We start from the raw sequence: 14,178 nt of genomic DNA, 5'->3' as shown, positions 1-14,178 counted from the left end.
CGATTGACCGCCTTTTTTATTTGTATTGAACGAGAGCAACCATGAGCCATAACGACACTATCGTCGCCCAGGCAACCCCACCGGGACGCGGTGGTGTAGGCATTCTGCGCATCTCCGGCCTGAAGGCGCGTGAGGTGGCCGAAGCGGTGCTGGGTAAACTGCCAAAGCCGCGCTACGCTGATTATCTGCCATTTAAAGATGCCGACGGCACCTCGCTGGACCAGGGCATTGCGCTGTGGTTCCCCGGCCCAAACTCTTTTACTGGCGAAGACGTGCTGGAGCTTCAGGGTCACGGCGGCCCGGTGATCCTCGACCTGCTGTTAAAACGTATTCTGACCCTGCCTGGCCTGCGCATTGCGAAGCCGGGTGAGTTCTCCGAGCGTGCCTTCCTGAACGATAAGCTCGACCTGGCTCAGGCCGAAGCGATTGCCGACCTGATCGACGCCAGTTCCGAACAGGCAGCCCGCTCCGCGCTGAACTCGTTGCAGGGGGCATTTTCCGCACGCGTGAATCACCTTGTGGAAGCACTTACTCACCTGCGAATCTATGTTGAAGCGGCTATCGACTTCCCGGACGAGGAGATTGACTTCCTTTCTGACGGCAAAATCGAAGCCCAGCTCAACCAGGTGATGAACGATCTGGATGCCGTTCGCGCCGAAGCGCGCCAGGGCAGCCTGCTGCGTGAGGGCATGAAGGTGGTCATTGCTGGTCGCCCCAACGCCGGGAAATCAAGCCTGCTGAACGCCCTGGCGGGCCGTGAAGCGGCGATCGTGACCGACATAGCCGGTACCACCCGCGATGTTCTGCGCGAGCATATCCATATCGACGGCATGCCGCTGCACATCATCGATACCGCTGGCCTGCGCGATGCGAGCGATGAAGTCGAGCGTATCGGTATCGAACGCGCCTGGCAGGAGATCGAGCAGGCCGACCGCGTGCTGTTTATGGTGGACGGAACCACAACCGACGCCGTTGACCCGGCAGAAATCTGGCCAGACTTTATCGCCCGTCTCCCGGCCAAACTGCCGATCACCGTGGTGCGCAATAAGGCCGACGTTACCGGCGAAACGCTGGGCATCAGCGATGTGAATGGTCACTCACTTATTCGCCTGTCGGCCCGTACCGGGGAAGGCGTGGAAGCCCTGCGTAACCATCTCAAACAGAGCATGGGCTTCGACACCAGTATGGAGGGCGGCTTCCTGGCGCGTCGTCGTCACTTGCAGGCGCTGGAAGAGGCGGCTCGCCACCTTGAGCAGGGCAAAGCCCAGCTGATCGGCGCTTGGGCCGGCGAGCTGCTGGCGGAAGAACTGCGTCTGGCGCAGCAGAACCTGAGCGAGATCACCGGGGAGTTTACGTCGGACGATCTGCTTGGACGAATTTTCTCAAGCTTCTGTATTGGTAAGTAATTCCCGATAGAACATGGTGATTTCCTCCAGGGAAATCACCATTGTCCCAATGGCAACTCGCTTAATCCCCCCATGCCCCCTATCCTGCTTGCCTGCATCTATGGGGGATTTATGGCTCGTTTTCTGTTTTGTAGTTTCGCATTAGTTCTGCTGTATCCGTCCGGTATTGATATGTATCTGGTGGGGCTACCGCATATTGCCCGCGATCTGGGTGCCAGCGAGGCGCAACTGCACATCGCGTTTTCGGCCTACCTCGCGGGAATGGCGTCGTCGATGGTATTTGCCGGGAAAATCGCGGACAGAGCCGGCCGTCAACCCGTCGCCATTACGGGGGCGGTTATCTTTACGCTGGCATCGGTACTGTGTTCAATGGCTCAGGAAAGCACAATGTTCCTGTCAGGGCGCTTTATCCAGGGCATTGGCGCGGGCGGCTGTTACGTGGTGGCGTTTGCCATTCTGCGCGATACCTTGAGCGCCCAGCGCCGCGCCAGGGTGCTGTCGATGCTGAACGGCATTACCTGCATCATCCCGGTGCTGGCACCGGTTGTAGGCTACCTGATCATGCTGAAATTTCCATGGCAGAGCCTTTTCTGGACTATGGCCACAATGGGCGCCATCGTCTTTATACTGTCCGTGACGGTGTTGAAAGAGACCCATCCCGGTTCGCAGCAGACGCACCACGCTGCTACCATTCATCCGGCTGAAAAGCTTCTGAATCGCTTTTTCCTGAGCCGCCTGGCCATCATCACGCTCAGCGTGGCGGTGATCCTCACCTATGTAAACGTTTCCCCGGTGTTACTGATGGAGACGATAGGCTTCGATCGCGGTGAGTATTCGACGGTGATGGCGCTCAATGCGATGGTCAGCATGGCGGTTTCATTCTCGATGCCCTTTGCGCTCAATATCTTCCGCCAGCGCACGCTGATGCTCGCTTCACAGACGCTGTTTCTCGCCGCAGGCGTAATTCTGGCGACCGCCACCTCACATGCGCTGATGCTGGTGGGTATGACCCTGATCTGCGCCGGATTCTCCGGCGGCTTCGGCGTGGCGATGAGTCAGGCGCTTGGCCCGTTCTCACTGCGGGCAGGCGTGGCAAGCTCGGTGCTGGGCATTGCGCAGGTCTGCGGTTCGTCGCTGTGGATTTGGCTGGCGGCGGTGATCGGCCTTAACGCGCTGAATATGCTGATCGGGGTTCTGATTGGCTGTAGCATACTCTGCATTACCTTACTTATGGTCATCCAGCCCGCGGCGCACTATGAAGAAGCCCATCAGCAGTCTCGATCTTAATCTTTTACTTTGCCTGCAGTTGTTGTTGCAGGAGCGCAGCGTCACCAAAGCCGCGAAGCGAATGAACGTGACGCCGTCCGCAGTGAGTAAATCGCTGGCGAAGCTGCGCGACTGGTTCGACGATCCGCTGTTTGTGAAAACGCCTTTAGGGCTACTGCCCACGCCGCTAACGGTGAGTCTGGAACAGGATCTGGCCGACTGGATGCAGATTGGCAATCAGATCGTCGATAAATTCCACCATAGCTCTCCAGGCGGGCTCAAGTTTGTGCTCGCCGCCGAAACGCCGCTGATGCTGATTCGCTTTAACACCCTGCTGGAGCAGGTGAATGAGCGCTACCCACAGGCGACGGTGAAGTTGCGCCAGTGGGATTATGATTCGCTGGACGCCATTACACGCGGGGAGGTCGATCTCGGTTTTACCGGCCGCGAAACGCACCCGCGCTCCCGCGAGCTGCTAAAGCTGATGCCGTGGTTTATTGACTACGAAATCCTGTTCAGCGACCGTCCGTGCGTCTATCTGCGAGAAGATCATCCGGCACTTCACGAAGCGTGGAACCTTGAGACGTTTCTGCGCTACCCGCATATCAGCATCTTCTGGGAGCGCAGCGATACCTGGGCGCTTGATGAAGTGCTAAAAGAGATGGGCCGCGAGCGCAACGTCGCCATGAGCCTGCCCGGCTTTGAACAGTCGATGTTTATGGCGGCTCAGCCGGACCACAACTACATTGCCACTGCGCCCTACTACTGCCATCACTACAATCAACTCCACCAGCGTAATCTGGTCTGCCTTCCCATTCCCATCGATGAGGCGCAGGCAGAAAAGCTGACCGTACCCTTCACGCTAATCTGGCATAAGCGGAACAGCCATAATCCGAAAATTATCTGGCTGCGCGAAACTATAAAAGCCCTGTATACCGCGCCAGGTCAGGTTTTTGCCTAAGATAATGTAAAGTTCGGTCCTCAGGCTTCTCTTATTTCTATTTACTGATTAAAACAGAAGCTGAGTTAAGCGATAATCATGTAACCGTTTAACCGACTACGACCATTATCAGGGAGCGAAAAATGGCTACGCACTTTGCACGAGGAACATTAACGGAAGGGCATCTCGTATCGGCCAGAATTTCTTCAGCCTGTCACAGTGAGGCGCTCAAACTACCTGAACACCGCAGGACGCGGTTTTTAGCCTCCAGAGCGCTCCTCGCAGAACTGCTTTTTATGCTGTACGGCACCAGCGAACTACCGGACATACTCACCCAGCCAGAAGGTCGCCCGGTTTTTGCGGACCCGGCACTCCCCCATTTTTCCATTGCGTACACTGGCAACATTGTTGGCGTCGCGCTGACGACTGAAGGTGATTGCGGCCTGGATATGGAGCTGCAACGCGTCACGCGCAGCTTCCATGGTGCTAACGCGCTCGATGAATACCCGCTCTCCAGCAATGAAAAGCTGTGGATACGTAACCAGAACGATCCCGTTGAAGCCAGAGCGCAGCTCATCACCCTTCGCCAGAGCATCCGTAAACTGAGCGGCGCGGCATCAGACGACGCCAGCCTGTTGCAGCTGCTTCCCGGCTCCGGACGCCTGCGTGCCGCGAAAGCCTCGCTGGTAGAGGCGCTCAGCGACGCTGAGGACGTACTGATCTGGTCCGTTGCGGTGAGCCCCGCCATCGAACGGCTGAAAATCTGGGAGTTTGACAGTATTCGCGGTTGGCGTAGTCTTCCGGATGTACCTGAGCGCGCCAACGAGCCCGCCGCGCGCCTGATGCGATTAACCAGTTTACCGGCAGAAAAAGCATACACCCATAGCTGATCCGTCCAGGGTCATCATGATGAAACAGGAGTAATCATGTCTGATACGTTGAAAGTTGTTACGTTACTGGGAAGCCTGCGCAAAGGTTCGTTTAACGGGATGGTAGCGCGCACGCTGCCACAGCTGGCGCCTGCGGGAATGGAGATCAGCGCCCTGCCGTCTATTGGCGACATCCCGCTTTATGATGCTGACGTTCAGCAGGAAGAAGGGTTCCCGCACAGCGTGGAGGCGATAGCCGAGCAGATCCGTCAGGCTGATGGTGTAGTGATTGTAACGCCAGAATATAACTACTCGGTTCCGGGGGGTCTGAAGAACGCGATTGACTGGTTATCCCGTTTACCGGAGCAGCCGCTGTCAGGCAAACCGGTGCTGATCCAGACCAGCTCAATGGGCGCCATCGGCGGTGCGCGCTGCCAGTATCACCTGCGACAGATCCTGGTGTTCCTGGATGCGATGGTGATGAACAAGCCGGAATTTATGGGCGGCGTGATTCAGAACAAAGTCGACCCGCAGACGGGTGAAGTGGTGGATCAGAGTACGCGTGATCATCTCTCTGGTCAGTTGACTGCGTTTGGGGATTATATTAAGCGGGTTAAAAGCTGATAAAAAAGCCCGGTGGCGCTAGCGCTTACCGGGCCTACACTCGTCAGTAGGTCAGGTAAGCGAAGCGCCACCTGACACCACAAACCGCACCTTAGTGCGCGTCAATAAACACAATCTTGAGCACAAACAGCAGCGCCACAATCATCACGCACGGGCTGAGTTCGCGGAAACGGCCGGTACCGATCTTCATCACACAGTACGAGATAAAGCCCAGCGCGATACCTTCGGTGATCGAGAAGCTGAACGGCATCATCACCGCGGTAATAAACGCCGGAACGGCTTCCGTCAGATCTTCCCACTTCACGCGCGCCAGGCTCGAGGTCATCAGCACGCCGACGTAGATCAGCGCGCCAGCTGCCGCGTACGGTGGCACCATCCCCGCCAGCGGAGAGAGGAAGATCACCAGCAGGAACAGCAGACCCACGACTACCGCCGTCAGGCCAGTACGGCCGCCCACGGACACGCCGGAAGAGGATTCAATGTAAGCGGTAACAGACGAGGTGCCGATGAAAGAACCCGCAACGGACGAGATGCTATCCACATACAGCGCCTGCTTCATGCGCGGGAATTTGCCTTTCTCGTCCGCCAGACCCGCTTTGTCCGTCACGCCAATCAGCGTACCGGAGGAGTCAAACAGGTTGACCAGCATGAAGGAGAAAATCACTCCGGCCAGACCCAGGTTCAGCGAGCCCGCCAGATCAACGTGACCAATCACGGTAGAAACGCTCGGTGGCGCAGAGACAATACCGCTGTAATGCACGTCACCCAGCATCCAGCCCAGCAGCGTGGTCACGATGATAGAGACCAGCACCGCAGCGTGGATGTTACGCGACGCCAGGATCGCGATAATAAAGAAGCCCAGCACGCCCAGCAGCACGCTGTGAGAGGTCAGGTTACCAATGCTCACCAGCGTTTCCGGGTTCGCCACGATTACGCCAGCGTTTTTCAGCCCCATCATGCCGATAAACAGACCGATACCGCTGGTGATGCCCACGCGAAGGCTCACGGGAATGTTCGCAATCATCCAGTAGCGCACACGGAAGATGGTCAGCAGCAGCAGGCCGACCGCGCCCCAGAAAATAGCGCCCATCCCGACCTGCCACGGCAGGCCCATCGCCTGAACCACCACGAACGCAAAGAACGCATTCAGACCCATTGCCGGGGCCAGCGCCACGGGCAGATTAGCGAAAACGCCCATCAGGATGCTGCCAAGGGCCGCGATCAGACAGGTGGTAACAAAGACGGCGCTGGTGTCCATGCCAGCCACGCCCAGAATTTGCGGGTTAACGAAAACGATATAGACCATCGTCAGGAAGGTAGTAAAACCGGCGATCACTTCGGTGCGTGCCGTTGTGCCGTGCTCGCGCAGTTTGAACACGCGCTCAAGCAGCCCCTGACCAGATGTCTGGGTAGTGTGTTGTTGACTCATCATCAATTTCCGAACAAGGAGGGAAAATTCGTCGCTATCCTATACCAAAATGCGACAATAGTGGCGGTTACGGGATACTTTTTTCATTGATTTTGCTTATACGGCAACGATTGCGTCTCGTTAAACTGTCGTACGTAAACGTTAAACTTGTTAAAAGGGAAAGGCATGTCCGGAATTGAAGCGGTATTTTTCGACTGTGACGGTACGCTGGTCGACAGTGAGGTCATTTGTTCCCGCGCGTATGTCGCCATGTTCCAGGAATTTGGCATTACGCTCGATCTCGAAGAGGTGTTTAAACGCTTTAAGGGCGTGAAGCTGTACGAGATCATCGACATCATTAACGAAGAGCACGGGGTGGATCTGGCGAAAGCGGATCTGGAACCGGTGTACCGCGCCGAGGTCGCACGCCTCTTCGACGCCGAGCTGGAAGTTATCGCCGGCGCTAACGCGCTGCTGGATGCGATGACGGTGCCGATCTGCGTGGTCTCTAACGGCCCGGTCAGCAAAATGCAGCACTCCCTCGGCAAGCTGGACATGTTGCACCACTTCCCGGAAAAACTGTTCAGCGGCTACGATATCCAGCGCTGGAAGCCGGATCCGGCATTGATGTTCCACGCGGCGAAGGCGATGAACGTCAACGTGGAGAACTGCATCCTGGTGGATGACTCGTCTGCGGGTGCGCAGTCGGGGATTGATGCGGGGATGGAGGTGTTTTACTTCTGCGCCGATCCGCACAACAAGCCGATCGATCATCCAAAAGTGACGATCTTTACAGACCTGGCGCAGCTGCCGGAACTGTGGAAGGCGCGCGGGTGGGATATTACTCGCTGAAAAAACAAAGCCGGATGGCGCTAACGCTTATCCGGCCTACAAGGATCGTAGGGCGGGTAAGCGATAGCGCCACCCGCCACACACATCACTCTTTCGGATCTTTACCCGCCAGCAGCTTGTCCAGCTCGTCGCCGCCCACGTGACGGAAATCCTGTCCCTTCACGAAGTAGAAGATGTATTCGCAAATGTTCTGGCAGCGGTCGCCAATACGCTCAATTGAGCGCGCGCAGAACAGCGCGGTCAGCACGCTTGGAATGGTACGGGAATCTTCCATCATGTAGGTCATTAGCTGACGCACTATGCCTTCGTATTCCTGGTCAACTTTCTTATCTTCACGGTAGATACGGACCGCTTCGTCCAGATCCATGCGCGCGAAAGCGTCCAGCACATCGTGCAGCATCTGCACGGTGTGGCGACCGAGAGACTCCAGGCTCACCAGCAGCGGCTGGTGCTGCTGGGAGAATTTCTCCAGCGCGGTGCGGCAGATTTTATCCGCCACGTCACCAATACGCTCCAGCTCGGCGATAGTTTTGATGATCGCCATTACCAGACGCAGGTCGCTCGCGGTTGGCTGACGCTTGGCAATGATGCGCACGCACGCTTCGTCGATGGCGACTTCCATCATATTGACGTTGTGATCGCCTTCGATAACGCGCTTCGCCAGCTCGCTGTCCTGGTTGTGCATTGCCGTAATCGCATCAGAAAGCTGCTGCTCGACCATGCCGCCCATGGTCATCACCTGGGTGCGAATGCTTTCCAGCTCTGCGTTAAACTGGCCGGAAATGTGTTTATTAAGATTGAGGTTGTCCATGGTTTCTCCACATGCACTAAGGCAAATCAACCGTAGCGGCCAGTAATATAATCTTCGGTTTGTTTCTTCGCAGGACGGGTGAACAGCGCGTCCGTATCGCTGAACTCAATCAACTCGCCCAGGTACATAAACGCCGTGTGGTCAGAACAACGGGCAGCCTGCTGCATGTTGTGAGTGACGATCACCACGGTGTAATCCTGCTTCAGCTCGGTGATCAGCTCTTCGATACGCCCGGTTGAGATCGGGTCAAGGGCTGAGCACGGCTCATCCAGCAGCAAGACTTCCGGGCGAATGGCGATACCGCGCGCAATGCACAGACGCTGCTGCTGTCCACCGGAGAGAGAGTACCCGCTCTGGTGAAGTTTATCTTTGGTTTCGTTCCATAATGCGGCCTTGGTCAATGCCCACTGCACGCGCTCGTCCATATCCGCACGGGAGAGCTTCTCAAACAGACGCACACCAAAGGCGATGTTGTCATAGATCGACATCGGGAACGGCGTGGGTTTCTGGAACACCATCCCCACTTTCGCACGCAGCAGGGCGATATCCTGGGTATTGGTCAGGATGTTGTCACCGTCCAGCAGAATTTCACCTTCTGCGCGCTGCTCCGGATAGAGCGAATACATTTTGTTAAAGGTGCGCAGCAGCGTGGATTTACCACAGCCAGACGGACCGATAAATGCCGTGACCTGGTTCTTCGCGATATCCAGGTTGATATTCTTCAGGGCATGGAATTTGCCGTAGTAGAAGTTCAAATCACGAACCTGAATCTTACCCGGGGCAGTATCAACCATACTCATTGACTCATTTCCTCATTCGGCGCCGCGATGTGCCGCGCCGTAAAAATTTAACCGTGTTTCTGCTTCGCGAAAATGACGCGCGCCAGAATGTTCAGCAACAGTACGCAAAGGGTGATGATCAGCACCCCGGCCCAGGCCAGCTGCTGCCATTCCGCGAATGGGCTCATCGCAAATTTAAAGATCGTCACCGGCAGGTTGGCGATCGGCTGCATCATGTCCGTACTCCAGAACTGGTTGGAGAGGGCGGTAAACAGCAGCGGTGCGGTTTCACCAGCGATACGGGCGATAGCCAGCAGGATACCGGTCATGATCCCCGAGACGGACGCTTTCAGGGTGATCGCCGAAATCATTTTCCATTTCGGCGTGCCCAGCGCGTAAGCCGCTTCACGCAGGCTGTCCGGCACCAGTTTCAGCATGTTTTCAGTGGTACGAATAACGATAGGCACCTGCAACAGCGCCAGCGCAATCACACCCGCCCAGCCGGAGAAGTGTTCCATTTGCGCCACCACGATGGTGTAAACAAACAGACCTACCACAATCGACGGGGCAGAAAGCAGAATGTCGTTAATAAAGCGGATGACTTCAGCGATCCAGGACTTGCGGCCATACTCCGCCAGATAGATACCCGCCATGATGCCCAACGGCGTACCGAAAACGGTCGCCCACAGGATCAGCAGGCCGCTGCCCGCCAGGGCGTTTGCCAGACCACCACCCGCCGTGTTTGGCGGCGGCGTCATCTCGGTGAACAGCGCCAGGGACATTCCATCAATACCACGGGTGATGGTGGACATCAGGATCCAGATCAGCCAGAACAGGCCGAACGCCATCGTGGCCATGGAAAGCGTCAGCGCAATGCGGTTTTTAATCCGGCGCTTTGACTGCATTTTGCGACGAGATTCCGCAAGCTGAGCGGTGTTTTGCATGTCGAGAGTCGCCATTAGCGTGCCCCCTCGTTTTTAGCCAGACGCATAATCATCAGCTTGGAGATAGCCAGCACAATAAAGGTAATAACAAACAGGATCAGGCCCAGTTCCATCAGCGCTGCGACGTGCAGCCCGGATTCCGCTTCGGCAAATTCGTTCGCCAGCGCAGAGGTAATACTGTTCCCCGGCATGTAGAGCGACACGCTGTCGAGCTGGTAGGTGTTGCCGATGATAAAGGTCACCGCCATGGTTTCACCCAGCGCGCGGCCTAAGCCCAGCATGATGCCGCCGATCACCCCATTTTTGGTGAACGGAAGGACGATGCGCCAGATAACCTCCCAGGTGGTGCAGCCGATGCCGTAGGCCGACTCTTTCATCATCACCGGGGTTTGTTCGAAGACATCGCGCATGACCGCCGCAATGTACGGAATAATCATGATGGCGAGGATCACGCCAGCCGCCAGAATACCGATACCGAATGCCGGGCCAGAGAACAGGGCCCCCACAAACGGAACGGCGGAGAGAACATTACCCACCGGCTCCTGGAAGTACGTCGCAAACAGCGGAGCAAAGATAAACAGGCCCCACATGCCGTAAACGATACTTGGGATGGCCGCCAGCAGTTCAATGGCGATACCCAACGGACGTCGCAGCCAGCCCGGCGCCAGCTCCGTCAGGAACAGGGCAATACCGAAGCTTACCGGCACCGCAATCAGCAGAGCGATAAAAGAGGTCACCAGCGTGCCGTAAATCGGCACCAGCGCACCGTAGATATCGTTCGGCGCATCCCACTCTTTGGTCCACAGGAAGGCGAAACCAAATTTTTGAATGCTCGGCCAGGAGGAGAAAATGAGGGACACGATAATGCCGCCCAGCAGCAATAGCACAATCAGCGCAGCCAGTTTCACCAGCGCGCTGAAAATCATGTCACCTTTTTTACCCGGAGGGTTAAATGCAGGCTTGGTTGCAGCCATAAATTACTCTTCTTTATGAGACGTCTTACGAATATGCCCGGTGGCGCTGGCGCTTACCGGGCCTACAGGATGAACCGTAGGGCGGGATCGCTGCGCGCCACCCGCCATCTTCGTCAAAAATATCCTGTTAGTACAGCGCTTTACCGCTGCTGTCTTTCACGTTGGTTTTCCATGCAGCACGGATCTGCTCAACCACGCTGTCTGGCAGGCTGGCGTAATCCAGGTCATTCGCCTGTTTGCCGCCGTTTTTGTATGCCCAGTCGAAGAACTTCAGCACTTCAGCACCCTGCTCAGGCTTCTTCTGCTCTTTGTGGACCAGAATGAAGGTGGTAGACGTGATAGGCCATGCATCGTCGCCTTTCTGGTTGGTCAGGTCCTGCGCGAAGGATTTGCTCCAGTCAGCGCCTTTTGCGGCGTTAGCGAAGTTCTCTTCGGTCGGGCTAACCGGTTTGCCGTCAGCAGAAACCAGTTTGGTGTAAGCCAGGTTGTTCTGCTTCGCGTAAGCGTACTCTACATAGCCGATAGAGCCAGGCAGACGCTGTACGAAGGCAGCGATACCGTCGTTGCCTTTACCGCCCAGACCGGTTGGCCAGTTAACGGTAGAGCCGGAACCGACTTTAGATTTCCACTCTTCGTTCACTTTCGCCAGGTAGCTGGTGAACACGAAAGAGGTACCAGAGCCGTCAGCACGACGAACCACCGCGATATTCTGCGAAGGCAGCTTAACGCCCGGGTTCAGTTTCGTGATGGCTTCGTCATCCCATTTTTTGATTTTGCCCAGATAGATATCACCCAGGGTTTTGCCGTCCAGCACCAGCTCGCCTGATTTCAGGCCAGGAATGTTAACAGCCAGCACAACGCCGCCGATCACGGTCGGGAACTGGAACAGGCCTTCCTGATTCAGTTTCTCATCAGACAGCGGAGCGTCGGATGCGCCGAAATCAACGGTATTCGCGGTAATTTGTTTTACGCCACCGGAGGAGCCGATACCCTGATAGTTGACCTTGTTACCGGTCTCTTTCTGGTAGGTATCCGCCCATTTGGCATACACCGGCGCAGGGAAGGTTGCACCAGCGCCAGTCAGGCTTGCTGCTGCGAAAGCAGAGAAAGCGCTCAGAGATAAGGTCGCGGCGACAACAGTTGCGACAGTGGTACGCATAACTTTCATAATGTCTCCTGCAAGGATTTCGTAAATCATTGTTTAAGTGGCTACGATGAGCAAAATAGGACAAACAGGTGACAGATAAATGTACGAAATATGACAGTTTTATGACAAAGAAAATTTCACTTAAAAATAAGCAAAAATCCATAGTTAAATCATAAACTTAATGATTATTATGACAGCTTGTTTTCAGTAATATTTTCTTTATGTGACACTGATAAAATAGCTGAAAATGACGGATTGTCATAAAAAAAGGCTCCACCGGATGGTGGAGCCTGGAAGGATTATTCTACGGTAACGGACTTCGCCAGATTTCGCGGCTGGTCAACGTCGGTGCCTTTGATCAGCGCGACGTGGTAAGCCAGCAGTTGCAGCGGTACGGTGTAGAAGATCGGCGCAATCACTTCTTCCACATGCGGCATCTCGATGATGTGCATGTTGTCGCTGCTGGCGAAACCGGCATCTTTATCCGCAAAGACGTACAGTACACCACCACGGGCGCGCACCTCTTCGATGTTAGATTTCAGTTTTTCCAGCAGTTCGTTGTTCGGTGCCACCACGATAACCGGCATATCCGCGTCGATCAGCGCCAGCGGACCGTGTTTCAGCTCGCCTGCCGCGTAGGCTTCCGCGTGGATGTAGGAGATCTCTTTCAGCTTCAGCGCGCCTTCCAGCGCGATAGGGTACTGATCGCCACGACCCAGGAACAGAGCGTGGTGCTTATCAGAGAAATCTTCAGCCAGCGCCTCAATGCGTTTGTCCTGAGACAGCATCTGCTCGATACGGCTCGGCAGCGCCTGGAGACCGTGAACGATATCATGCTCAACGGAAGCATCTTCGCCTTTCAGACGCGCCAGCTTCGCCACCAGCATCAGCAGAACGGTCAGCTGCGTGGTGAACGCTTTGGTGGAGGCCACGCCGATTTCGGTGCCCGCTTTAGTCATCAGCGCCAGATCGGATTCACGCACCAGCGAGGAGCCCGGTACGTTACAGATGGCCAGCGAACCCAGGTAACCCAACTCTTTAGACAGACGCAGCGCCGCCAGGGTATCGGCCGTTTCGCCAGACTGGGAAAGAGTGATCATCAGGCTGTTACGGCGCACAGCGGATTTACGATAGCGGAACTCAGATGCGATTTCGACGTCACACGGCACGCCCGCCAGGGATTCAAACCAGTAGCGAGAGACCATACCGGAGTTGTAAGAGGTACCGCAGGCCACGATCTGAATGTGCTCGACTTTGCTCAGCATTTCGTTGGCATTGGCGCCCAGCTCGCTCAGATCCACTTCACCATGGCTGATGCGCCCGGTCAGAGTGTTTTTAATGGCGTTTGGCTGTTCGTAGATCTCTTTCTGCATGTAGTGACGGTAAGCGCCTTTGTCGCCCGCGTCGTATTGCAGGTTTGATTCGATTTCCTGGCGCTTAACCTGCTCGCCTTTCGTGTCGAATACGGTCACGCTGCGACGTGTCACCTCGGCAATGTCGCCCTCTTCCAGGAAGATAAAGCGACGGGTAACCGGCAGCAGCGCCAGCTGGTCGGAAGCGATAAAGTTTTCACCCATGCCCAGACCAATCACCATCGGGCTACCGGAACGCGCGGCCAGCAGCGTGGACGGGTCACGGGAATCCATGATCACCGTACCGTAAGCACCACGCAGCTGAGGGATAGCGCGCAGCACCGCATCACGCAGCGTACCGCCCTGTGCCAGCTCCCAGTGCACCAGGTGAGCAATTACTTCGGTGTCGGTTTCAGAGACGAAGGTATAGCCGCGCGCTTTCAGTTCTTCACGCAGCGGTTCGTGGTTTTCGATAATGCCGTTATGCACCACCACAATGTGTTCAGACACATGCGGGTGTGCGTTGCCTTCAGATGGCTCACCGTGAGTCGCCCAGCGGGTATGCGCAATACCGGTGCCACCGTGCAGCGGATGTTCCTCCGCCGCCTGGGCCAGCATCTGCACTTTACCGAGACGACGCAGACGGGTCATATGACCTTCTGCATCGACGACAGCCAGACCGGCTGAGTCATAACCACGGTATTCCAGACGACGTAAACCTTCGAGAAGGATTTCAGCAATATCACGCTGCGCAACTGCGCCAACAATTCCACACATAGTTAGATTTCCTGATTATGGCGTTATGC

General features: G+C 56.0%; 13 protein-coding genes. 6 read left to right on the top strand and 7 right to left on the bottom strand.

Annotated features, from left to right (window positions below; genetic code table 11):
- Positions 1-41: 41 nt before the first annotated feature.
- The 5 genes from mnmE to IPZ49_RS07835 all read left to right on the top strand — a co-directional run bounded on the left by mnmE (position 42) and on the right by IPZ49_RS07835 (position 5,105).
- On the top strand, positions 42-1,406 hold the full coding sequence (mnmE, locus tag IPZ49_RS07855; RefSeq protein WP_022649885.1) for a tRNA uridine-5-carboxymethylaminomethyl(34) synthesis GTPase MnmE: 1,365 nt from the start codon (positions 42-44) through the stop codon (positions 1,404-1,406).
- A gap of 111 nt (positions 1,407-1,517) precedes the next feature.
- Positions 1,518-2,693, top strand: a complete 1,176-nt coding sequence (locus tag IPZ49_RS07850; RefSeq protein ID WP_032622027.1) for an MFS transporter — start codon at positions 1,518-1,520, stop codon at positions 2,691-2,693.
- Positions 2,662-3,633 (top strand): HTH-type transcriptional regulator YidZ, encoded by a 972-nt coding sequence (gene yidZ, locus IPZ49_RS07845; RefSeq protein WP_022649883.1) that lies wholly within the window; start codon positions 2,662-2,664, stop codon positions 3,631-3,633. Before IPZ49_RS07850 ends, yidZ begins: the two co-directional genes overlap by 32 nt.
- A 122-nt stretch (positions 3,634-3,755) precedes the next feature.
- Positions 3,756-4,502 (top strand): 4'-phosphopantetheinyl transferase superfamily protein, encoded by a 747-nt coding sequence (locus IPZ49_RS07840; RefSeq protein WP_023298947.1) that lies wholly within the window; start codon positions 3,756-3,758, stop codon positions 4,500-4,502.
- A 36-nt stretch (positions 4,503-4,538) separates the two neighbouring features.
- Positions 4,539-5,105 carry an NADPH-dependent FMN reductase gene (locus IPZ49_RS07835; RefSeq protein WP_038414971.1) on the top strand — a complete coding sequence of 189 codons (567 nt, stop codon included), beginning with the start codon at positions 4,539-4,541 and terminating at the stop codon, positions 5,103-5,105.
- Between the two features lie 91 nt (positions 5,106-5,196).
- Here the strand turns inward: IPZ49_RS07835 and adeP are convergent, their stop codons facing one another.
- Complete coding sequence (gene adeP, locus IPZ49_RS07830; RefSeq protein WP_139152660.1) at positions 5,197-6,534, bottom strand: adenine permease AdeP; 1,338 nt, start codon at positions 6,532-6,534, stop codon at positions 5,197-5,199.
- Between the two features lie 165 nt (positions 6,535-6,699).
- On the opposite strand from adeP, the gene yieH reads away from it, so the two are divergent.
- Positions 6,700-7,365 carry a 6-phosphogluconate phosphatase gene (yieH, locus tag IPZ49_RS07825; protein WP_063147010.1) on the top strand — a complete coding sequence of 222 codons (666 nt, stop codon included), beginning with the start codon at positions 6,700-6,702 and terminating at the stop codon, positions 7,363-7,365.
- Positions 7,366-7,450: 85 nt separating this feature from the next.
- Here the strand turns inward: yieH and phoU are convergent, their stop codons facing one another.
- The 6 genes from phoU to glmS form a co-directional block, all read right to left on the bottom strand.
- Positions 7,451-8,176, bottom strand: coding sequence for a phosphate signaling complex protein PhoU (gene phoU / locus IPZ49_RS07820; RefSeq protein ID WP_003861153.1), 726 nt, complete (start codon positions 8,174-8,176; stop codon positions 7,451-7,453).
- Positions 8,177-8,202: 26 nt separating this feature from the next.
- A complete protein-coding gene (gene pstB / locus IPZ49_RS07815; protein WP_003861154.1) occupies positions 8,203-8,976 on the bottom strand; it encodes a phosphate ABC transporter ATP-binding protein PstB in 774 nt (257 codons plus the stop codon).
- A 47-nt stretch (positions 8,977-9,023) separates the two neighbouring features.
- Complete coding sequence (pstA, locus tag IPZ49_RS07810) at positions 9,024-9,914, bottom strand: phosphate ABC transporter permease PstA (RefSeq protein ID WP_022649878.1); 891 nt, start codon at positions 9,912-9,914, stop codon at positions 9,024-9,026.
- Positions 9,914-10,873: a phosphate ABC transporter permease PstC gene (pstC, locus tag IPZ49_RS07805; RefSeq protein ID WP_022649877.1), complete on the bottom strand. Its 960-nt coding sequence runs from the start codon at positions 10,871-10,873 to the stop codon at positions 9,914-9,916. Before pstC ends, pstA begins: the two co-directional genes overlap by 1 nt.
- Positions 10,874-11,000: 127 nt before the next feature.
- On the bottom strand, positions 11,001-12,041 hold the full coding sequence (gene pstS / locus IPZ49_RS07800; protein WP_022649876.1) for a phosphate ABC transporter substrate-binding protein PstS: 1,041 nt from the start codon (positions 12,039-12,041) through the stop codon (positions 11,001-11,003).
- Between the two features lie 278 nt (positions 12,042-12,319).
- Complete coding sequence (gene glmS, locus IPZ49_RS07795) at positions 12,320-14,149, bottom strand: glutamine--fructose-6-phosphate transaminase (isomerizing) (RefSeq protein WP_032626716.1); 1,830 nt, start codon at positions 14,147-14,149, stop codon at positions 12,320-12,322.
- Positions 14,150-14,178: the final 29 nt, after the last annotated feature.

The sequence above is a fragment of the Enterobacter cloacae complex sp. S2 genome (assembly GCF_015159675.1).
Classification (GTDB): domain Bacteria; phylum Pseudomonadota; class Gammaproteobacteria; order Enterobacterales; family Enterobacteriaceae; genus Enterobacter; species Enterobacter intestinihominis.
The sequence above is the reverse complement of the archived record's forward strand: the minus strand, read 5'-3'. Positions and strand labels throughout refer to the sequence as shown.

Bases quoted from the DNA above. Each gene is read 5' to 3' on its own strand.
- phoU (WP_003861153.1), bottom strand. From the start codon at position 8,176: ATGGACAACCTCAATCTTAATAAACACATTTCCGGCCAGTTTAACGCA.
- pstB (WP_003861154.1), bottom strand. From the start codon at position 8,976: ATGAGTATGGTTGATACTGCCCCGGGTAAGATTCAGGTTCGTGATTTG.
- IPZ49_RS07835 (WP_038414971.1), top strand. From the start codon at position 4,539: ATGTCTGATACGTTGAAAGTTGTTACGTTACTGGGAAGCCTGCGCAAA.
- mnmE (WP_022649885.1), top strand. From the start codon at position 42: ATGAGCCATAACGACACTATCGTCGCCCAGGCAACCCCACCGGGACGC.
- IPZ49_RS07850 (WP_032622027.1), top strand. From the start codon at position 1,518: ATGGCTCGTTTTCTGTTTTGTAGTTTCGCATTAGTTCTGCTGTATCCG.
- yieH (WP_063147010.1), top strand. From the start codon at position 6,700: ATGTCCGGAATTGAAGCGGTATTTTTCGACTGTGACGGTACGCTGGTC.
- pstA (WP_022649878.1), bottom strand. From the start codon at position 9,914: ATGGCGACTCTCGACATGCAAAACACCGCTCAGCTTGCGGAATCTCGT.
- pstS (WP_022649876.1), bottom strand. From the start codon at position 12,041: ATGAAAGTTATGCGTACCACTGTCGCAACTGTTGTCGCCGCGACCTTA.
- yidZ (WP_022649883.1), top strand. From the start codon at position 2,662: ATGAAGAAGCCCATCAGCAGTCTCGATCTTAATCTTTTACTTTGCCTG.
- IPZ49_RS07840 (WP_023298947.1), top strand. From the start codon at position 3,756: ATGGCTACGCACTTTGCACGAGGAACATTAACGGAAGGGCATCTCGTA.
- pstC (WP_022649877.1), bottom strand. From the start codon at position 10,873: ATGGCTGCAACCAAGCCTGCATTTAACCCTCCGGGTAAAAAAGGTGAC.
- adeP (WP_139152660.1), bottom strand. From the start codon at position 6,534: ATGAGTCAACAACACACTACCCAGACATCTGGTCAGGGGCTGCTTGAG.
- glmS (WP_032626716.1), bottom strand. From the start codon at position 14,149: ATGTGTGGAATTGTTGGCGCAGTTGCGCAGCGTGATATTGCTGAAATC.